We start from the raw sequence: 19203 nt of genomic DNA, 5'->3' as shown, positions 1-19203 counted from the left end.
TTATAATCAAAATAGTTTTCTGCGATGCATTTTCAGGCGGTAGTGCCGGACGGCAGCGCAGGAGAAACCGGATAGCGGGAGAGTGGAACTTTTGGAGTTGGAACAGGCAAAAAAGCGCGTAGAAGAATTGCGCGCTGTGATCGAGAAAAACAATCGGCTTTACTATGACCAGGATGCCCCGGAGCTTGAAGATTTTGAGTATGATGCTCTGACCCGGGAACTGAAAGAATTGGAAGCGCAGTTTCCGCAGCTGGTCACGGCATCGTCGCCTACCCAGAAGGTAGGCGGCACGGCCAGCAGCAAGCTGCCCAAGGTGACCCATGCGGTAAAAATGGAAAGCCTGCTGGATGCATTTTCGTATGATGAGCTGCGGGATTTTGACCGCCGCGTGCGGGAAGCCGGCATAGAGCCGGAGTATGTGGTGGAGATCAAGATCGATGGCCTTTCCTGCAGTCTGGAATACGAAAACGGTGAGCTGGTTCGTGCCTCTACCCGCGGCGATGGCGTGGTGGGCGAGGACGTGACCGCCAATGTCCGCGCCATTCGCAGCATTCCCAAAAAGTTGAAGGATGCACCTGAATTTCTGGAAGTGCGCGGTGAGGTATATATGCCGCATGGCGCGTTCCAGAAGCTATGTGCAGAGCAGGAGCTGCAGGGCGCAGCGCCCTTTAAAAATCCGCGCAATGCGGCTGCCGGTTCGCTGCGCCAGAAGGATGCAAAGATCACCGGAAGCCGGGGCCTTTCTATCTTTGTTTTCAATGTGCAGCAGATCCGCGGCAAAACGCTTACCAAACATGCCGAAAGCCTGGATTACCTCAAGAGCCTTGGCCTGCCGGTCTCGCCGCGCTATCATATCGTGCATGACATTGAGCAGGCCATTGCCGAGATCGAGCAGATCGGTCAGAACCGTGCCAAACTCGATTTTGATATGGATGGTGCAGTGATCAAGGTGAACGATTTTGCACAGCGCGATTTGATGGGTTCCACCAACAAATTCCCACGCTGGGCAATTGCGTTTAAGTATCCGCCAGAGGTAAAGGAGACAACGCTGCGCAGCATTGAGGTCGCAGTTGGCCGCACCGGTGTTCTTACCCCGACGGCCTGCTTTGACCCTGTCTTTCTGGCGGGTACTACCGTTGCCCGCGCGACCCTGCACAATGAGGATTTTATCCATCAGTTCGGCCTTTGCATCGGCGATACCATTCAGGTGCGCAAGGCGGGTGATATCATCCCGGAAGTGATCGGTGTTACCAATCACGCAGAGGATGCACAGCCCTATGAGATGCCCACGGTCTGCCCCTCCTGCGGTGCACCAGTCGTTCATCTGGAGGATGAAGCAGCTCTGCGCTGTGTTAACCCCGAGTGCCCGGCACAGGCACTGCGCAATATCATCCATTTTGCTTCCCGCGATGCAATGGATATCGAGGGTCTTGGCGCAGCAGTTGCCGCCCAGCTGGTGGAGAAGGACATGGTGCACTCCGCAGCGGATATCTACACGCTGACACGGGAACAGCTGCTGACGCTGGATAAGTTCAAGGAAAAGAGCGCCGATAACCTGCTGAACGCCATCGAGGCTTCCAAGCAGAACAATCTGGATAAGCTCCTGTTCGGCTTTGGCATCCGCAACATTGGCGATAAAGCTGCAGCCCTGCTGGCAGAGCATTTCGGTACGCTGCAGGCTGTCCGGGAAGCAAGTGCAGAGCAGATCAGCGAGATCGATGGGTTTGGCGGCGTAATGGCACAGAGCGTCGTGGAATTCTTTGCAAAAGAGGGAACGACCGACCTTGTCCATCGTCTGGCCGATGCCGGATTGAATATGCAGTGGAAGGGTGAACCGAAGGGCGATAAGCTGGCAGGGAAAACGCTGGTGGTCACCGGCACGCTGGAAACTCTTTCCCGCAATGAGGCGGAAGCACTGATCGTGAAAAACGGTGGTAAGGCCAGCGGTTCTGTTTCAAAGAAAACGGCCTATGTTGTGGCAGGCACGGCAGCAGGCTCCAAACTGACCAAGGCGCAGGCGCTTGGCATCCCGGTGCTGACCGAGGCAGAATTTCTGGCAATGATCAGCGACGAAAACACCTGATAAAACCGCTCCAATGGATATCCCCGCAGTTTTGTGCTGCGGGGATATTTTTATGTCCGCAGGTTCTATCCGGCAGGGACAGGCATATACTCATAGCAGGCAATGAGCCTGAAAAAGGAGAGGACAGTGTGGATGAGTATTATCGGGCGATACGCCTGCTTCCCTCATGGCTGGCCGGGCCATTGGGACAGCTGCCAGCACAGACGGCAGCGCAGATCCATGAACTTCGGTTCCGGACAGGCTGTGGTGTTTTTGTTACACTGTCGGGTCGGCAGCTCCCGCTGCAGGACCTGCCGGAGTGCCCGCTGCAGCTGAGGGCGTGTGTATTAGATCAGCTTCAGATCGAAGAGATCTTTCACACCCTGTGCGGCGGCGCGGTACATGCACACCAGACGGAGCTTGCGCATGGATTTCTGACCACACCCTCCGGCTGCCGGGTGGGTGTGGCAGGACGCTATGTGGATCGCGACGGCCAGACGGTTCTGCAGCAGGTGCAGGGGTTGAACCTGCGCATTGCAAGGGCGGTTCCGGTACAGCTGCCGGACGAACTTCTGGTGCAACTGAAAAAGCATTTTATTGGGATGCTTTTGGTCGGCGAGCCGGACAGCGGCAAGACGACGCTGCTGCGTCAGATCGCACGAGAACTGGCCGGGATGCAACGGCGAGCCTGCGTGGTGGACGAGCGCTGCGAGATCTTTCCGCCGGGTGATTCCGAGAAGATGCCGCCGCTGGATCTGCTGTCCGGCATCCCTAAGGAACGGGCTGTGCAGATGGCACTGCGCACGCTTTCGCCGCAGGTTATTTTGCTGGACGAGCTGGGCACGCTTGCCGAAACTGCAGCGCTGGAACAGGGCTTTTACAGCGGGGTGGACTTTGTTGCAAGCGTCCATGCCGCAAGCGTGGAAGAAGCCGCCCGGCGGCCGCAGGTGCAGGCGCTGCAGCGGCATGGAATGCTGCGTGTATTTGTACTGCTGCACGGCTGCACAGCGCCGGGAAAAGTCCGGCAGGTCTGCACGGTATGATGCGGCTTTTTCATTGGGCAGCGGCTGCACTGCTCCTGCTGTGCGGGTGGCTGACCGGTTCGGCATTTCAGGTCAGAACAGAGCAGCATATCCTGCAGCTGCAGCGCACCGTGGAGCTGTTGCAGCGCATCCGGCAGGAGATCGCTTACCGCAGGCTGGATCTGGAACAGCTGCAGCGGTGTCTCGTGCAGGAAAAGCTGCTGGAAAGCGATGCAGCACAAAAACTGCAGGAAATTCCGGCACCGGAAAGATTTGATGATGCGGAACGCCTTTGCTTTGAGCAGTGCTTTGCCGGCCTTGGCCAAAGCGAAGCGGCACAGGAATGCGAACGACTGGATTATTACTCTGCCCGTTTTGAAGCATTCCTGCACCAGGCGCAGCAGAAAGCGGCATCCGGGCAAGGCTTACCGTGCAGGCTTGGCCTTGCAGCCGGCGCGGTGGCAGCACTGATTCTTTTGTAGTGGCAGGAGGACGAAAACTTGGAGATCGACCTTGTGTTCAAAATTGCAGCGATCGGTATTATCGTGGCCGTCCTGAACCAGCTGCTGATCCGTTCCGGCCGGGAGGATCAGGCCATGATGACGACCCTTGCGGGTCTTGTGGTAGTGCTTTCCATCCTTGTCAAGCAGATCAGCGCACTGTTCGTTACCATCAAGTCGCTGTTTGCACTATGAGTACATCTTTTTCCATTCTGGGGGCAGTGGTCGTCTTTGCAGCGGCGCAGCTTCTGCTGCGGAAGGATGCACCGGCCTATGCGTTTCTGCTGTCCGTTGGCGCAGCATTGTTTGTGCTGCTGCAGCTTGGAGCGGCGGTGCAGGAGCTGCTTCGGAATATATTGGCTTTCAGCCGCCGGGTGGACGGGCCTGCATTTGCCTGTCTGCTGCGCTGTGCCGGAATTTTGCTGCTGACCGATTACGCGCGGACCCTGTGCGAAGAAGCTGGTGCGGACACTCTGGCATGGTGCGCCGGGTTTGCGGGCCGATGTTTGGTTCTGGCGGCAGCATTTCCTCTGCTGGAAGAGATCTGCCAGAAGATCTGGGGGCTTGCCGCATGATAAAAAAATTCCTGCAAAAAGCGGCAGCGTTTGTATTGTGCACAGTATGCTTTCTGGCTTTTGCACCTGATGCCGCTGCGGCACAGCTGCAGGGCCTGCCCGGACAGGAGCTTTGGCAGCCTTATCTGGAAAAAGCTCCGCAAAGCGCAGAGTCCTTTGCCAAAGATCCGCTCAAATCTCTGCTCGTGCTCCTGCCGGGATCACCGGCAGAGATGATCCGGCAGATGGCACACTGCTATGCGGATGTTCTGCTGTTTTTACTGTTGCTGATCGTGCTTTCATTTCTGGTGGGAGGAGCAGCCGACAGCGCCTTGTTGGAGCTGGCTGCGGCTGTGGGCTGCGGCACTCTTTTGTGGGGAGATCTGATCAGCCTTGCACAGCTGATCTGTGAGCGGATGGAGGGGTGGAAAAACTACCTTCTGGGTTTTCTTCCGGTGTACAGCGGTGTGCTCGCCGCCGGTGGAGAGGTGAATGCCAGCACAGCGGCAAGCGGTCTGCTGCTGACCGGACTGTGCTTTCTGGCACAGGGTACGGTGCTTGTAGTCAGTCCGCTGCTGCAGAGCTACCTTGCGGTAAGCATGGCGTGCTGCATCAGCACCCAGCAGGGGCTTTCGGAAACGTGCCGTGTCATGGGCGCGTTGCTGCGCAGGGGGCTTGTCTGGGCTGGGCGGATTTTTGCAGTGCTGTTAGGGCTGCAAAGAGCGGTAACGGTTCAGCTGGACCGTTCTGCACTGCGGCTGGGCCAGCTGCTTACCGGCGGCGTGCCGGTGATCGGGCAGGCTCTGAGCGATACGGCAGAAGTATTTCTTGCCGGAATGCAGCTGCTCAAAAGCAGTCTGGGTTTTGCGGCACTTGCCGTGATCGGGGCCGAATTTCTGCCACTGTATCTGCAGCTTCTGCTCCATTTGCTATTCCTTGCAGGATGCAGGCTTCTGTGCGGCCTTGCGGAGAACCGGCGCTGTCAGGCGCTGTTTGACTGCATGGCCGAAGCGGTAAAATGCATGGCAGCAGTAACGGCACTGTTTTTTGAACTGCTGACGGTAGGCGTGGGGCTTCTGATGATGACGGGAGGCGGATAGGAAATGCACGCATTTCAGACGGCGGCATCGGCGTTCTGCATTGCCTGTATCTGTGCGGAGATCACGACGCTGCTGGCGGGCGCAGGCTGGGCGGGCAGATGCATAAAAGCCGTTGCCGGGCTATATATTCTAGTGATCCTGTTCCGGCTGGCCCCGCAGATGAAGCTGGAACTGAAAAGTGCAGCGGCGGCTGCTCCGGCAGCGGTCAGCATCCAGAGTACGGAGACATCGCTCTTGCAGGGAACGCAGGAACGGCTGGAAGCGGATCTTTGCGCAGAGTGTGAGCGGCGCTTTGGTACAAAGGTGAAACTGGAGATCACACTGACCCGGACAGAACAGACCGTTCGGGCAGAAAAGGTGCTTGTGATCCTCCCGGCGGCGTGCACATCCGCAGAGCAGAGCCGGATCGCGGCATATCTGCAGCAGGAGCTTGGCATGGCACCGATACTGGAAGTACAGGAGGACACCGAATGAAAGAAGCAGGGGGCATTTCGTTCGGAGATTCCGTGAAAGATTTTGCCCGGAAATGTAAAGGGAAACAGGGCAGAGCAAGGCTTGCTGCGGCAGTAGGCATTCTGGCAATGCTGTTGATCCTGCTGTCGGAACTTTTTCCGCAGAACACGGCAGCGGGCAGCACAAAAAACACAAAGTCTGCCCAGAGCAGCACGGAATATCAGGCACAGCTGGAGAACCGGCTGGAACATCTGATCTCACAGATGAGCGGTGCGGGCAAAACGACCGTGATGGTCACGCTGGAGACTGGGGAAGAAGCCATTTATGCGCTGGATACACAGTCCGGAGAAATGCAGTCCCAGCAGACCCATGTCCTGCTGGAAGATGGTTCAGCCCTGACCGAAACGGTATGTCTGCCGCAGGTGTGCGGTGTGGCCGTGCTGTGCGAGGGCGGCGGAGACATCCGCGTTGCTGCCCGGATCACCGAACTGGTAAGCGCACTGCTGGATCTGCCATCCAACCGCATTTGTGTGGAACAGCGCAAGGGCTGAGACCCTGCAGCTTTTATAAGGAGGAACGATTTATGAGAGCACTTTCCAGAAATACCCGCAGGGCCACAGCTGTTACATTGGCTGCCGCACTGGTGATCGCCGTATACTTGAACTGGCAGTACGCCCGCAGCGATGTGCCCACGGAGCTGCCGGACAATGCTGCAATGGTCGCGGCAGAGGCTGAGGATGTCCCGGTACAGGCGCAGACGGTTCTGGATGAGCTGCCCACAGAGGCCGAAGCGGTGTCCAGCGCCAACAAAAACTATGGTGAAGCGCAGCTTGTAAGCGTTGCCAGTGACAGCGGTGCAAAGTTTTTTGAGCAGGCTCGGCTTAAGCGACAGAAGGCCCACGATGAGGCGATGGATTCCATCAAGAAAACGATGAAATCCTCGTCGCTTTCCGCAGAGGAAAAGAAGGAATATACCGCCCAGATGACCGCAAATCTGGAAGATCTGAATGCGGAGAATGAGATCGAAACGCTGATCAAAGCCAAAGGTTTTGCAGACTGCCTGTGCTTTTTGCAGTCCGGCCGGGCAGACCTTACCGTGATGACCTCCGGTGAACCGCTCACAGCGGCACAGGTGGCACAGATCCGGGATGTGGTGCTGAACAAAAGCACTGTGACTGCCCAGAACATCACGGTGGTGGAGGTCAAATAAGAAGGTGCGGCAGAGTTTTCCGAAACAAGTATTGAAATCGCACCCGCTTTGATGGTATAATAACTCTATCAATAAAGAATGATGTTGTCCTGCGTATGGCATTGATCGTTTCAGGCAGGACCATTTCAAACAAGAAAAAGCAGGCTGTGCCCGCTTTTGAATGGAGGACAACACAATGGATTTTCAGAATACAGATCTTCGGGGCGGCAGCCTTCAGATCTCCACCGAAGTCATTGGCAAGATCGCACGCTGCGCAGCATTGGAAATTGACGGCGTTGCCGAGGTTTCCTGCGGCAGACAAAATAAAAAGCTCAAGGATCTGCTGGAAGCATCCAGCATCCAGTCTCCGGTCGTGGTGGAAATGCGGGATGGTACCGCAAACATCACTCTGAACCTGATGGTGAGCTTTGGCGCACGCATTCCTGCTGTAGCCGAAAAGGTGCAGGAAAACGTGAAGAACGCTGTGCAGAACATGACCAATGTCACTGTGAGCCGCGTCAATCTGGTGATCGCCGGCCTTGCAGAAACCACTGCAGCAGAGAAGTAAAATAAAATTCAGAATTGGAAGCCGATCCTCTCTGTGCTCTGGCCGGAGAGGCTTCGTGCTGCGAGAGGAACATTATGGAAAATATTTTGCCCCGTAGAGAAGCACGCGAGAATGCATTTTTGCTGGCATTTTCGCAGACCTTTGGTGATATCCCGCTGGCAGAGGCCATTACCAGCCATGAAGAAAACGATGAAGAGCACCCTGTGGATGGTTTCAGCAAGCATCTGCTGAACGCATACTACGATCATTCTGCCGAGGTGGATGATGAGATCCGTGCACATCTGCGCAACTGGACCATGGAGCGCCTGCCTCGTGTCAGCCTGACCATCCTGCGTCTGGCAGTTGCCGAGATGCTGTTTGGCGGCGAGAATAAGCCCGGTGTTGCCATCAACGAGGCGGTGGAACTGACGAAAAAGTATGGTGCGGACGAAGATTACCAGTTCGTGAACGGTCTGCTTGGCGCAGTGGCCCGGGATCACGGTCTGGACGCGGAGCAGGCCGAACAGTGAGCCGTTATACGCTTGGCATTGATACAAGCAACTATGCAACCTCTCTGGCAGTGTTTGATACAGCTGGAGAGGTTGTTTGCGCAAAGAAGCGCTTTTTGCCGGTAAAAGCGGGCCAGCTGGGCCTGCGGCAAAGCGATGCACTGTTTCATCATACGGTCGCGCTGCCGGAGATGATGCAGGAACTGGCGCAGGAATTTGATCTGACGCAGATCGATGCTGTGGGCGTATCGCAAAAGCCCCGCCCGGTAGAAGGCAGCTATATGCCTTGCTTTCTTGCAGGTGTCAATGCTGCAACGGCCTTTGCACATGCAAAAGGGATCCCACTTGTGCTGACGACCCATCAGCAGGGTCACGCTGCCGCAGCGCTGTTTGCAGCTAAGGGGGAACAGCTGTTTGCTGAAAAAGTTCTGCTGTTCCATATTTCCGGCGGCACCACGGACCTGCTGCTCTGCGATCAGGTGCGCCGGATCACAACGCTTGGCACCAGCACAGACCTTTATGCCGGACAGGCTGTGGACCGTGTGGGGGTCAGGCTTGGCTTTGGCTTCCCGGCGGGTGCCGAGGTTTCCCGTCTGGCTGCACAGTGCACTGAGGAGATCAAGCCAAAATCCAGCGTGAAGGGGATGCAATGCAGCCTTTCCGGGCTGGAAAACCAGTGCAATGCCCTGCTTGCCGCAGGCAAAACGCCGGAATATGTGTGCAAGTACTGCCTGCTCTGTGTGGCGGATACAGTGGTAAAAATGACCAAAGCTGCACAGAAGGAATACCCCGGCCTGCCGGTGGTATGTGCTGGCGGAGTGATGAGCAGCGATATCATCCGTGCATGGGTGCAGAAACGTCTGCCGCAGGTCTACTTTGTGCCGGGACAGTATTCCAGCGATAATGCCATCGGTGTTTCGATCCTGGCAGCGCGGGAGGCCGGATTATGGCTGAAGTGATTACCGTTTCAGCACTCAACCGTTATGTAAAAACGCTGCTGGATGCCAACGATGCTTTGTTTGACCTTGCCCTGCGCGGCGAGATCGCAAATTTTGTACAGAATGCGCGCAGCGGGCACTGCTATTTTTCTCTGCGGGATGATGTCTGCAGCGTCAAAGCGGTAATGTTCCGCACTGATGCACGCCGCCTTGCTTTCCGCCCGGAAGAGGGAATGCGTGTAGTCGTGCGCTGCCGCGCTACCCTTTATGAGCGCGATGGCGCATTTCAGCTGTACGTGAACGATATGTTCCCGGGTGGCATTGGCACCGCACAGCTTGCATTGGAGCAGCTCAAAGCAAAGCTGGAGCAGGAGGGCCTGTTTGCCCTGGAACATAAAAAGCCGCTGCCGGAATTTCCTAAATGCATCGGTGTTGTTACCAGCAAGACGGGAGCTGCCCTGCAGGACATCCGCAATGTGCTCACACGGCGCTGGCCATCGGTACGGCTGCTGCTGTGTCCGGTGACAGTGCAGGGGTTTGAAGCCGCGCAGCAGGTGGCCGATGCCATCAAAAAGCTGGATCAGCGCAAAGAGGTGGACGAGATCATCGTTGCACGCGGAGGCGGCAGCCGGGAAGACCTGTGGGTCTTTAACGCAGAGATGATCGCCCGGGCTGCATACCGCTGCAAAAAACCACTGATCAGCGCAATCGGCCACGAGATCGACTATACCATTCTGGATTTTGTGGCAGACTGCCGTGCCCCCACACCTTCGGCTGCAGCAGAGCTGGCTGTACCGGATCGGGCAGAGCAGGAACGGATATTGCTGGATTTGCAGCAAAATATTCGCAAAAATATGCAAAAACGTTTTGATTTATGCTATAATGGTCTGGAACAATACAACTTTGTGTTGGAGCAGGGCCTTGCACGCCGAAACTGGCAAAAAAGTCAGGGTCAGCTGCAGCAGGTGCAGGATGCCATCCGTCAGCAGATGCAGAAACGCCTGCATTCTGCAGAATTGCAGCTGGGTCATGCGGCAGCACTTACTGGTTCGCTGGATCCATACAAGGTGCTGGCGCGCGGCTACACGATGGTCACAGCAGCCAACGGCACTATTTTAAATGCAGATGATCTGCAGCCGGAAAAAACAATCTATGTTCGCAGCGCTTCCCGCCGTGCAAAGTGCAGGGTGGAAGCGGTGGAGGAGATCAATGAGAACACCCAAAAGTTTTGAGGAAGGCATGGAACGGCTGAATACGCTCCTTGCACAGATGCAGAGCGAGGATACGACCCTTGCAGATTCGGTCAAACTGTATGCAGAGGCCGCTTCTCTGATGGAGTACTGCCATGCTGCACTGGAAAAAACATCGCTGCAGATCGACGAGATCGACGCAAAGCTTGCGGGCACAGTGCAGGAGGAAAGCTAATGGACTATCAGGAGCAGTATCAGAATTATCTGGCGCAGGCAATGGCCGCGCTGGAAAAGGCCTGCGGCCGTTTTCTGCCGGAAGAATCCGAGGTGTGCCGTGCGGCACGCTACAGCCTGATGGGCGGCGGCAAACGGATCCGTGCAGTTCTTGTTCTCAGCGTCTGCGATATGCTGGGCGGCAGTATGCAGGCGGCACAGCAGTTTGCAGCTGCTGTAGAAATGCTGCACTGCTATTCGCTCATTCACGATGACCTGCCCTGCATGGACAATGATGATCTGCGCCGCGGCCGTCCTTCCTGCCACAAGGCGTTTAGCGAAGCAACTGCCATGCTGGCCGGTGATGTGCTGCTGACAGAAGCATTTGAGACAGTCGCCAATGCCCCGGCAGATGCGTCTGTCTGTGTACAGGCAGCGCGGGCACTGGGTGCAGGCGCTGGCAGCCGCGGCATGGTCTATGGGCAGGAACTGGATCTGAAATACGAAGCGTTGGCCGCAACAGAAGACCAGCTTCGGCTGATCCACCGCAATAAAACGGGTGCGCTGATCAATGCAGCCATTCAGATGGGTGCGGCTGCGGCCAAAGCGGATGAAGCACAGTGCAGAGCGCTGGAACAGTATGCTTATGGTCTGGGCCTTGTTTTTCAGATCGTGGACGATGTGCTGGATGTTACCAGCACACCGGAACAGCTGGGCAAGCCCATTGGCAGTGACAGCGAAAATGGAAAGACTACCTTTGTGACCCTTTATGGTGCGGAAGGTGCCATGAAGCTTGCACATGACCTGAATCAGGAGACCTGCACGGAACTGCACCGGAATTTTGGCGAAAAAGCTGCGTTTCTGGAACAGCTTGCGCAGCAGCTTCTTGTGCGTAAAAACTAAAAATAATCCATACAGAATAAAGGAAAAAGATTATGCAGCTTATTCAAAACATCCTGTCTTTCAATCAGATCCTTACGGTTTCACTGCTCGGCTGGCTTGTGGCGCAGGTGCTTAAAACCATCATCAATTTTATCCTGCTGGGCAAGTTCCAGTTGGAACGCATGTGGGGTGATGGCGGTATGCCCAGTGCCCACAGCGCAACGGTCTGTGCCATGGTCATTGCAACCGGACGCTGTGTGGGTGTTGACTCTGCCATTTTTGCAGTGGCAAGCGTGGTGGCAATCATTACCATGCACGATGCCATGGGCGTGCGGCATGAGACTGGCGAGCAGGCCAAGGTCCTGAACCAGATGATCGATCAGTGGATCGAAGTGAGCGAGAAGAATGCTCCTTTCCTGCAGAACATGCATCTGAAGGAGATGGTCGGCCATACGCCGCTGCAGGTCGTGGCAGGCGTACTGGTCGGCGCAGCCGTCGGCTTCCTGTATCCGCTGGCTTGAGGCATTCTTTTTCACGCAGGAATGCACTGCAGCAACAGAAAATCTTCATTTGAAGGACGTGTGATTTATGGGAACATTGCTGCTGGACAGCATCAATCAGCCCAGAGATTTAAAGCAACTGAATGAACAGCAGGTGAAACAGCTGTGCGCGGAGATCCGCCAGTTTCTGCTGGAGAATATTTCCAAGACGGGCGGCCATCTTGCCTCAAACCTTGGCGTGGTAGAGCTTACCGTTGCACTGCACCGTGTTCTGGATACACCACAGGACAAAATCGTGTTTGATGTCGGTCACCAGTGCTACACACACAAGATCCTTACGGGTCGGCGCGGACAGTTTGATAAGCTGCGCCAGCTCGACGGGATCTCCGGTTTCCCGGACCCGAACGAGAGTGAACACGATGCATTCATTGCCGGGCACGGAAACACGGCGCTTTCGCTTGCGATCGGCATGGCGTGGGCCAAAAAGCTGCATCATGAAGCAGGGCTTGTGGTCGCGGTGATCGGCGATGGTGCCTTTACCGGCGGCATGGTCTACGAGGGCATGAACAACATTGAACAGCTGGACAACCTTCTTGTGATCCTGAACGACAACAAGATGTCCATTTCTAAAAATGTCGGTGCACTTGCCCGCTATCTGACTCATTTGCGCACGACCACGGCCTATTTTGATGCCAAGGATAATGTGCGCAGCTTTTTGGATGGAGTACCGCTGGTGGGCGCTCCACTGAAAAAAAACATCACCGAGTGCAAGACGCTTTTGCGTCGGGCAATGTACCACTCTACCATGTTCGAGGATATGGGCTTCCAGTACATCGGGCCGGTGGATGGCCACAACGTGGAAGAGCTGGAACGCACACTGCGCACCATCCGCAACCGGCAAGGGCCACATTTTCTGCACGTGATCACAAAAAAGGGCAAGGGCTATCAGCCGGCCGAGGTAAACCCCGGCAACTATCACGGCGTGTCGGCATTTGATCCGGATGGAATGCCCGACCCGGAGGTGGCACCAAAGGAATCTTTCTCGACGGTATTTGGCAATGCTCTTGTGACGGAAGGCGACCGGAACCCGAATATCTGCGCCATCACTGCAGCAATGAAGTATGGCACCGGCCTGCAGTTTTTTGCGCACAGCCACCCGGAGCGTTTTTTTGATGTCGGTATGGCAGAGCAGCACGCTGTGACCTTTGCTGCCGGGCTTGCAAGTCAGGGCATGCTGCCGGTGGTATGCATTTATTCCACCTTTCTGCAGCGTTCCTATGATCAGATCATCCACGACGTAAATCTGCTGCGGGAGAATGTAGTTTTTGCCATCGACCGCGCCGGTTTTGTCCCAGCGGATGGCGAAACGCATCAGGGCATTTACGATCCCGCTTTCCTGAGCCAGCTTGGAATGCCGCTGTATGCGCCTTCCAATTATCAGGAACTGAATTACTGGCTGCAGCAGCTGTTGAGTGACCGCTTCCATGGCCCACGGGCAATTCGTTATCCCCGCGGTGGGCAGGATGCAGCTCTGGCGGAATTTGGCTGCACCGGCGAAGATTATGATTTCCTGCGCAAGGCGGATGATGCAACAATCGTTCTGGTGAGTTACGCCGACGAACTGGCCGACCTTTTGCAGGCAGAACGTGAATTACAGCAAAAAAGCATTGCGTGTGATGTGATAAAGGCTGTAAAGCTGTATCCCTTTACAGGCAAAATGATCGCTGATCTGTCGAAATATAAAATAATCCTGTTTGCGGAAGAATGCATTGCAAACGGAAGCATTGGTGAACATCTGGAATATGCTTTGCAGCAAAACGGATGGAATGGGCGCTTTATCCATTGTGCGGTGCGGAACGCGTGTCTTCCGCATGCCAGTGTGGCACAGATCAAACAGGCAACCGGTCTGGATGCAGCGCATCTTGTACAGGCCGTGCAGATGGCCGTGACGAAAGGAGAAAATTTACTGTGAAGATTCGATTGGACCAATATCTTGTTCAGCATGGTCTGACACAGAGCCGTGAGCGCGCAAAGGCGCTGATCATGTCCGGCATCGTTTTTGTCAATGAGCAAAAGGTGGACAAGGCCGGAGAGATGATCAAGGAAGATGCCAAGGTGGAAGTGCGCGGGCACGACATTGGCTATGTCAGCCGCGGCGGCCTGAAGCTGGAAAAAGCTATGAAGTGTTTCCCGCTTACACCCAATGGCAAGGTCTGCATGGACATTGGAGCATCTACCGGCGGCTTTACGGATTGCATGCTGCAGAACGGTGCCGTCAAGGTTTATGCGGTGGATGTCGGCTATGGACAGCTTGCATGGAGTCTGCGCACAGACGAACGCGTTGTGAACATGGAGCGCACGAACATCCGCAATGTCAAACCGGAGGATCTTGCCGAGCAGATCGAGTTTTTCAGTGTGGATGTCTCGTTTATCTCGCTGCACCATATTTTCCCGGTGGCACAGGCAATCACAACGCCGGATGCCATGGGCGTTTGTCTGGTCAAGCCGCAGTTTGAAGCTGGACGCGAAAAGGTTGGCAAGAACGGTGTGGTGCGCGACCCTGCTACCCACCGTGAAGTGCTGCACAATGCCATGGGCTATGCTGCTGCAAACGGTTTTGCTGTACGCGGATTGGATTTCAGCCCGGTAAAGGGACCTGAGGGCAACATTGAATACCTGATGTTCGTGCAGAAGAGCGGTGAGCCTTCCGTGCTGGACGACAGCGTTGCAGAGCAGGTGGTGGCGGCAAGCCACAGCACGCTGGACCGCTGAGTGGCTCCGCCATCAGACCAGAAAAAGGAGCTTCCCGCATGACGATCTATATTTCGCCGAATCCCGGCAAGACCTCTGCCAACGAGATCGCACTGCGCGCGGCGCAGATTCTAATGAACCATGGTGCAGCTGTTCTGATGTGTGAACAGCCACGCACAAGCTGCAGCACGGCCGGAGTGGTTTATCTGCCGCTGGAGGAATGCCTTGAGCAGGCAGATGTGATCCTGACCATTGGCGGCGACGGCACCATTCTGCATGAGGCAAATCTTTCGCTCCGGTACGCAAAGCCGATCTTGGGCATCAATCTGGGACGCTGTGGCTTTCTGGCTACCTGCGAAGTCAGCGAGATGGAAGCCAAGCTCTCCGCTGTTGCACGGGGAGAGTTCAGCGTAGACAACCGGATGCTGCTGTATGTCCGCGTTCTTGGCCACGATGGCTGGGAGGGCCACGCCCTGAATGACGTGGTGGTCACAAAGGGCCGCCTGCAGCAGGCGATCGATTTCAGCATTTACTGCGATGATATTTTAGTAGAGCACTACCGTGGGGACGGTGTGATCGTTGCAACGCCCACCGGCTCCACAGCGTATTCGCTGGCGGCGGGCGGGCCGATCCTGGATTCCCAGACGAAGGGCGTTGTTGTAACGCCTATCTGCCCGCACAGTCTGGCCAGCCCGGCCATGGTGTTTGCGCAGGAGCGCAAGCTGAATATCTGTGTGGGACAGGTGGCCGATGATGAAGTGTTTATCAGCTGCGATGGCAGAGCTGGCTGTCCGCTCAAGGCCGGCGCAACGGCTGAAGTAAGGCTCTCCGATCAGGTGGTAAAGCTGATCACCTTCGGAAAAGCAGATCAGTTCCAGGCCATTGACCAGAAGCTTCGCAGCAGACGATAAAGGGGAGGCGAGTTTACGATGGCGCGCAGCCGTAAGGAAGATGTAAAAAGCAAGGGAGAACGTCAGCAGGTGATTCTCCGGCTTGTGCAGGAACACCCGATCAGCCGGCAGGAAGTTCTGCTGGATCACCTTTCCAAAGAGGGATTCGAGGTAACACAAGCCACCGTTTCCCGCGATATCCGGGAGCTGTGTTTGGTAAAAGCTGCCACGGCAGAGGGGTATCGCTATGTCTCCAGCCGGAACGAAAGCTTCAACCCCAAAACGCAGGGAAGGTTTGAAACGATCTTTCATGAATCCGTGCTGGGGGTAGATTACGCCGGACATGTTGTGCTGGTAAAGTGCTATTCTGGCATGGCCAACGCCGCATGCGAGGTTTTTGACGCATTGCAGTGGAAAAATGTGGTCGGCACGCTTTCGGGCGACGACACGTTCCTGATCGTTGCACGGTCGGAGCGTGATGCAAAAACGATCTGCTCGGAACTGACGAGACACATTGGATAAAAATAACGCGGGAGAAAAGATATGCTGAGCAGCCTGCAAATTGAAAATGTTGCTGTGATCCAGAAGGCTGAAGTACATTTCAAGCCGGGCCTGAATGTTCTTACCGGTGAGACTGGTGCCGGCAAGTCGATCCTGATCGATTCCATCAATGCGATCCTGGGAAACCGCACTTCAAAGGATCTTGTGCGCACAGGGGCCTCCAAGGCGGTGATCCGTGCAGCCTTTGAGGAGGTGCCCGGTACGGTACTGGACAGCCTTGAGAAGGCGGGCTACGAGCGCTCGGATGCACTGATGCTCAGCCGCGAGATCACAGCCGAGGGCAAAAGCACCTGCCGCATCAACGGAATGCCTGCAACGGCTGCGGTTCTGCGGGAGCTGTGCGGAGGACTTATCAATATCAACGGTCAGCACGACTCTGTGGGCCTTCTGAACCCGGCAAGACATCTGGGCATTCTGGATGATTATGCGCAGAACAGCGCGGAGTTTCAGGACTATTATGTCCTGTACCGGGAGCTTGTGCGCATCAAGCGGGAGCTGGATGCCATGATCACCGACGAAGCCGAAAAGCAGCGCAGGATCGATCTGTTGAGCTATCAGGTGCAGGAGATCGAGGATGCCGGACTGACCGCCGGAGAGGAACAGACGCTGGAAAGCCGCCGCAAGATCCTTGCCAATGCATCTGCCATCCGGGATAAGATCGCACAGAGCTATGCATTGCTTTCGGGCGATGACGAGGCCTCCGGCGCAGTCGATCTGCTGGGCGAGGCATCCAATGCAGTGGATGCTGCCGCGCAGCTGGATGATGCACTTGCCGGTGCATCCAGTCAGCTGCTGGATCTGTATTACAATGCAAAGGATGTTGCCGCAGATCTGATCGGTCGGCTGGATTCCTATGATACCAACGATGCGGAGCTGGACGAGATTGAGCAGCGTCTGGATCTGATCTACAAGCTCAAGCGCAAATATGGTGATACGGTAGAAGACGTGATCGCTTTTGGACAGAATGCAAGGGAAGAACTGGAGCGCATCCAGTCCTCGCAGGAACGGCATGACCACCTGCAGGCAGAAAAGCTCCGCCTTTATGCGCTGGCCCGTGAAAAGGCAGAAGCACTGACCCAGACGCGCCTGCGCGCTTTTGAAGAGCTGAACAAGCGTATTTCCGGCACGCTGGATTTTCTGAACATGCCGGGCGTGCGCATGACACTGCGCCATACCCGCGGCCCGCTGGCAAGCCATGGGCAGGACAGCATCGAGTTCTACATTTCCACAAACCCCGGTGAGGCGCCCAAACCCCTTGCAAAAATTGCTTCCGGCGGCGAGCTGAGCCGCATCACGCTGGCCATCAAAAATGCAATGGCCGATAAGGATGCCGTGCCTACCGTGATCTATGATGAGATCGACAGCGGTGTTTCTGGCAAAGCCGCCGGGCGTATTGGTGAGGTACTGCGCCAGAGCGCACAGGGCCACCAGATCTTGTGCATCACCCATACAGCCCAGATCGCTGCACTGGCGGACTGCCATCTGCTGATTCAGAAAAATGTAGCCAATGACCGCACCTATACCGAGATCCATCCGTTGGATGAGGAGGGCAGAGTGGAAGCACTGGCCCGGCTGATCTCCGGCGACCACGTTACCGAGCTTTCGCGTGCCAATGCCCGCGAAATGCTGGGTCTTGGCGCAAAATAAGCCAAAATAAGCCGCTGCAGATAAGGGGTTGACAAGCCCGAAGCATTGTGATAAAGTAGTCCTTGTTAATGGCGATGAAGGGAACAAGTACCTTGAAGTGTTCTGCCCAGAGAAACCCCGGTTGGTGTAAGGGGCTGCAGAGCAACAGGGGAAATACCTCCCGGAGCTGCAGGCTGAATGCCGTTCAGGTTAATAGGCTGTGCCGCGTGCGAGCGTTACAAACGCAGGAGTGTCTCTCTACTCTGGGGTGTGCACTCGTGAGGTCGTTTCTGTGAGGAAGCGGCAAACAGAGGTGGTACCGCGAATTTTCTCGCCCTCTGCCAAATTCATTTTTGGCAGGGGGTGTTTTATTTTTCCCTCTGCCCACAAACAGGAGGAAAAAATCATGACTCTGTACGAAGAACTCAAGGCCCGCGGCCTGGTAGCCCAGATCACCGATGAAGAGATCATCGACCTGATCAACAATGGCAAGGCAACCTTTTACATCGGATTTGACTGCACTGCCGACAGCCTGACCGCAGGCCACTTTATGGCCCTGACCCTGATGAAGCGCCTGCAGATGGCAGGCAACAAGCCTATTGCCCTGATCGGCGGCGGCACTACCATGATCGGCGACCCCTCCGGCCGTACCGACATGCGCAAGATGCTGACCAAAGAGGATATCGCCCACAATGCCGCATGCTTCAAAAAGCAGATGGAAAAGTTCATCGACTTCTCTGAGGGCAAGGCACTGATGCTGAACAATGCAGACTGGCTGCTGAACCTGAACTACGTGGAACTGCTGCGTGATGTGGGTGCCTGCTTCTCCGTGAACAACATGCTGCGCGCCAAGTGCTACGAGCAGCGCATGGAGAAGGGCCTGTCCTTCCTCGAGTTCAACTACATGATCATGCAGAGCTACGACTTCTACTACATGTTCCAGCACTACGGCTGCAACATGCAGTTCGGCGGCGACGACCAGTGGAGCAACATGCTGGGCGGCACCGAGCTGATCCGCCGCAAGCTGGGCAAGGACGCTTATGCTATGACCATCACCCTGCTGACCGACTCTCAGGGCAAGAAGATGGGCAAGACCGCCGGCAATGCCGTCTGGCTGGATCCCAACAAGACCAGTCCATTCGAGTTTTACCAGTACTGGCGCAATGTGGGCGATGCCGATGTGATGAAGTGCATCCGTATGCTCACCTTCCTGCCGCTGGAGCAGATCGACGAGATGAGCACATGGAAGGATCAGCGCCTGAACGAAGCTAAGGAGATTCTGGCTTACGAGCTGACCAGCATGGTCCATGGCAAAGAAGAGGCCGAAAAGGCCCAGAATGCTGCCCGCGCACTGTTCAGCGGCAGCGCAATGGATACCGAGCACATGCCTTCTACTCAGCTGACCGAGGCCGACCTGACCGATGGCTCCATCGGCATCCTGACCCTGATGGTCAAGGCTGGTCTGGCAGCATCCAACGGCGAGGCACGCCGTCTAGTCGTGCAGGGCGGTGTTCTGGTGGATGGCGAGAAGGTAGCCGCTCCCACCGTTGGCTTCACTGCTGAGCAGCTGGCAAAGGGTATTGTGATCAAGAAGGGCAAGAAGATCTACCACAAGGTCACTCTGTAAAAATATTGAACATGAAAATGCCGGTGTACTCTGTTTTGGAGTGCACCGGCATTTTTTCACTTGATGGAGGATTGCTCGCTTGCTTGCAG

The 19203-nt window shown here is 55.8% G+C and carries 22 protein-coding genes and 1 other annotated feature; all 22 genes read left to right on the top strand.

What is annotated here, in order from left to right:
• Positions 1-91 precede the first annotated feature (91 nt).
• Positions 92-2083, top strand: a complete 1992-nt coding sequence (ligA, locus tag DWY76_RS00660) for an NAD-dependent DNA ligase LigA (protein WP_243111897.1) — start codon at positions 92-94, stop codon at positions 2081-2083.
• Positions 2084-2211: 128 nt separating this feature from the next.
• Positions 2212-3105 carry an ATPase, T2SS/T4P/T4SS family gene (locus tag DWY76_RS00655; protein ID WP_120079290.1) on the top strand — a complete coding sequence of 298 codons (894 nt, stop codon included), beginning with the start codon at positions 2212-2214 and terminating at the stop codon, positions 3103-3105.
• Positions 3102-3566 carry a hypothetical protein gene (locus DWY76_RS00650; protein ID WP_120079288.1) on the top strand — a complete coding sequence of 155 codons (465 nt, stop codon included), beginning with the start codon at positions 3102-3104 and terminating at the stop codon, positions 3564-3566. The genes DWY76_RS00655 and DWY76_RS00650 overlap by 4 nt, the downstream gene beginning before the upstream one ends.
• Before the next feature lie 18 nt (positions 3567-3584).
• Positions 3585-3779 (top strand): stage III sporulation protein AC, encoded by a 195-nt coding sequence (spoIIIAC, locus tag DWY76_RS00645; RefSeq protein ID WP_005942027.1) that lies wholly within the window; start codon positions 3585-3587, stop codon positions 3777-3779.
• Positions 3776-4159 carry a stage III sporulation protein AD gene (locus DWY76_RS00640; RefSeq protein WP_120079286.1) on the top strand — a complete coding sequence of 128 codons (384 nt, stop codon included), beginning with the start codon at positions 3776-3778 and terminating at the stop codon, positions 4157-4159. Before spoIIIAC ends, DWY76_RS00640 begins: the two co-directional genes overlap by 4 nt.
• Positions 4156-5238, top strand: coding sequence for a stage III sporulation protein AE (locus DWY76_RS00635; RefSeq protein ID WP_120079284.1), 1083 nt, complete (start codon positions 4156-4158; stop codon positions 5236-5238). The genes DWY76_RS00640 and DWY76_RS00635 overlap by 4 nt, the downstream gene beginning before the upstream one ends.
• Before the next feature lie 3 nt (positions 5239-5241).
• The gene (locus DWY76_RS00630; RefSeq protein WP_120079282.1) at positions 5242-5712 is read left to right on the top strand and encodes a hypothetical protein; all 471 of its coding nucleotides are present in this window, start codon (positions 5242-5244) and stop codon (positions 5710-5712) included.
• Positions 5709-6242 (top strand): stage III sporulation protein AG, encoded by a 534-nt coding sequence (locus DWY76_RS00625; RefSeq protein WP_120079280.1) that lies wholly within the window; start codon positions 5709-5711, stop codon positions 6240-6242. Before DWY76_RS00630 ends, DWY76_RS00625 begins: the two co-directional genes overlap by 4 nt.
• Positions 6243-6274: 32 nt before the next feature.
• Positions 6275-6901 carry a SpoIIIAH-like family protein gene (locus tag DWY76_RS00620; protein ID WP_005942037.1) on the top strand — a complete coding sequence of 209 codons (627 nt, stop codon included), beginning with the start codon at positions 6275-6277 and terminating at the stop codon, positions 6899-6901.
• 160 nt (positions 6902-7061) lie between these two features.
• A complete protein-coding gene (locus tag DWY76_RS00615; RefSeq protein WP_120079278.1) occupies positions 7062-7448 on the top strand; it encodes an Asp23/Gls24 family envelope stress response protein in 387 nt (128 codons plus the stop codon).
• A 74-nt stretch (positions 7449-7522) separates the two neighbouring features.
• The gene (gene nusB, locus DWY76_RS00610) at positions 7523-7957 is read left to right on the top strand and encodes a transcription antitermination factor NusB (protein WP_005942043.1); all 435 of its coding nucleotides are present in this window, start codon (positions 7523-7525) and stop codon (positions 7955-7957) included.
• Positions 7954-8895, top strand: a complete 942-nt coding sequence (locus DWY76_RS00605) for a glycoprotease (protein ID WP_097781770.1) — start codon at positions 7954-7956, stop codon at positions 8893-8895. The genes nusB and DWY76_RS00605 overlap by 4 nt, the downstream gene beginning before the upstream one ends.
• Positions 8883-10106 (top strand): exodeoxyribonuclease VII large subunit, encoded by a 1224-nt coding sequence (xseA, locus tag DWY76_RS00600; RefSeq protein ID WP_165852539.1) that lies wholly within the window; start codon positions 8883-8885, stop codon positions 10104-10106. The genes DWY76_RS00605 and xseA overlap by 13 nt, the downstream gene beginning before the upstream one ends.
• Positions 10084-10299 carry an exodeoxyribonuclease VII small subunit gene (gene xseB, locus DWY76_RS00595; protein WP_223387585.1) on the top strand — a complete coding sequence of 72 codons (216 nt, stop codon included), beginning with the start codon at positions 10084-10086 and terminating at the stop codon, positions 10297-10299. Before xseA ends, xseB begins: the two co-directional genes overlap by 23 nt.
• Entirely contained in the window at positions 10299-11180 is an 882-nt protein-coding gene (locus DWY76_RS00590) for a polyprenyl synthetase family protein (protein ID WP_120079276.1), read from the top strand. The genes xseB and DWY76_RS00590 overlap by 1 nt, the downstream gene beginning before the upstream one ends.
• Positions 11181-11212: 32 nt before the next feature.
• Entirely contained in the window at positions 11213-11680 is a 468-nt protein-coding gene (locus DWY76_RS00585) for a divergent PAP2 family protein (RefSeq protein WP_005942054.1), read from the top strand.
• A gap of 67 nt (positions 11681-11747) precedes the next feature.
• A complete protein-coding gene (gene dxs, locus DWY76_RS00580; RefSeq protein ID WP_120079274.1) occupies positions 11748-13631 on the top strand; it encodes a 1-deoxy-D-xylulose-5-phosphate synthase in 1884 nt (627 codons plus the stop codon).
• Positions 13628-14431: a TlyA family RNA methyltransferase gene (locus DWY76_RS00575; RefSeq protein ID WP_005942058.1), complete on the top strand. Its 804-nt coding sequence runs from the start codon at positions 13628-13630 to the stop codon at positions 14429-14431. The genes dxs and DWY76_RS00575 overlap by 4 nt, the downstream gene beginning before the upstream one ends.
• 38 nt (positions 14432-14469) lie before the next feature.
• The gene (locus DWY76_RS00570) at positions 14470-15321 is read left to right on the top strand and encodes an NAD(+)/NADH kinase (protein ID WP_005942060.1); all 852 of its coding nucleotides are present in this window, start codon (positions 14470-14472) and stop codon (positions 15319-15321) included.
• Positions 15322-15339: 18 nt separating this feature from the next.
• Positions 15340-15822, top strand: a complete 483-nt coding sequence (locus tag DWY76_RS00565; RefSeq protein ID WP_005942062.1) for an arginine repressor ArgR — start codon at positions 15340-15342, stop codon at positions 15820-15822.
• A gap of 21 nt (positions 15823-15843) precedes the next feature.
• Complete coding sequence (gene recN, locus DWY76_RS00560) at positions 15844-17508, top strand: DNA repair protein RecN (protein WP_120079272.1); 1665 nt, start codon at positions 15844-15846, stop codon at positions 17506-17508.
• A gap of 65 nt (positions 17509-17573) precedes the next feature.
• Positions 17574-17829: a binding site (T-box leader), on the top strand.
• Positions 17830-17893: 64 nt separating this feature from the next.
• Entirely contained in the window at positions 17894-19114 is a 1221-nt protein-coding gene (tyrS, locus tag DWY76_RS00555; RefSeq protein ID WP_044953690.1) for a tyrosine--tRNA ligase, read from the top strand.
• The last annotated feature ends 89 nt before the right edge of the window (positions 19115-19203 follow it).

Origin of the sequence: Faecalibacterium sp. AF27-11BH (assembly GCF_003603005.1) — a bacterium.
Taxonomy (GTDB): Bacteria; Bacillota; Clostridia; order Oscillospirales; family Ruminococcaceae; genus Faecalibacterium; species Faecalibacterium taiwanense.
The sequence above is the reverse complement of the archived record's forward strand: the minus strand, read 5'-3'. Positions and strand labels throughout refer to the sequence as shown.

Bases quoted from the DNA above. Each gene is read 5' to 3' on its own strand.
- dxs (WP_120079274.1), top strand. From the start codon at position 11,748: ATGGGAACATTGCTGCTGGACAGCATCAATCAGCCCAGAGATTTAAAG.
- tyrS (WP_044953690.1), top strand. From the start codon at position 17,894: ATGACTCTGTACGAAGAACTCAAGGCCCGCGGCCTGGTAGCCCAGATC.
- DWY76_RS00615 (WP_120079278.1), top strand. From the start codon at position 7,062: ATGGAGGACAACACAATGGATTTTCAGAATACAGATCTTCGGGGCGGC.
- recN (WP_120079272.1), top strand. From the start codon at position 15,844: ATGCTGAGCAGCCTGCAAATTGAAAATGTTGCTGTGATCCAGAAGGCT.
- DWY76_RS00625 (WP_120079280.1), top strand. From the start codon at position 5,709: ATGAAAGAAGCAGGGGGCATTTCGTTCGGAGATTCCGTGAAAGATTTT.
- DWY76_RS00620 (WP_005942037.1), top strand. From the start codon at position 6,275: ATGAGAGCACTTTCCAGAAATACCCGCAGGGCCACAGCTGTTACATTG.
- nusB (WP_005942043.1), top strand. From the start codon at position 7,523: ATGGAAAATATTTTGCCCCGTAGAGAAGCACGCGAGAATGCATTTTTG.
- xseB (WP_223387585.1), top strand. From the start codon at position 10,084: ATGAGAACACCCAAAAGTTTTGAGGAAGGCATGGAACGGCTGAATACG.
- DWY76_RS00650 (WP_120079288.1), top strand. From the start codon at position 3,102: ATGATGCGGCTTTTTCATTGGGCAGCGGCTGCACTGCTCCTGCTGTGC.
- DWY76_RS00635 (WP_120079284.1), top strand. From the start codon at position 4,156: ATGATAAAAAAATTCCTGCAAAAAGCGGCAGCGTTTGTATTGTGCACA.
- DWY76_RS00565 (WP_005942062.1), top strand. From the start codon at position 15,340: ATGGCGCGCAGCCGTAAGGAAGATGTAAAAAGCAAGGGAGAACGTCAG.
- DWY76_RS00585 (WP_005942054.1), top strand. From the start codon at position 11,213: ATGCAGCTTATTCAAAACATCCTGTCTTTCAATCAGATCCTTACGGTT.
- xseA (WP_165852539.1), top strand. From the start codon at position 8,883: ATGGCTGAAGTGATTACCGTTTCAGCACTCAACCGTTATGTAAAAACG.
- DWY76_RS00590 (WP_120079276.1), top strand. From the start codon at position 10,299: ATGGACTATCAGGAGCAGTATCAGAATTATCTGGCGCAGGCAATGGCC.
- DWY76_RS00630 (WP_120079282.1), top strand. From the start codon at position 5,242: ATGCACGCATTTCAGACGGCGGCATCGGCGTTCTGCATTGCCTGTATC.
- DWY76_RS00570 (WP_005942060.1), top strand. From the start codon at position 14,470: ATGACGATCTATATTTCGCCGAATCCCGGCAAGACCTCTGCCAACGAG.
- DWY76_RS00640 (WP_120079286.1), top strand. From the start codon at position 3,776: ATGAGTACATCTTTTTCCATTCTGGGGGCAGTGGTCGTCTTTGCAGCG.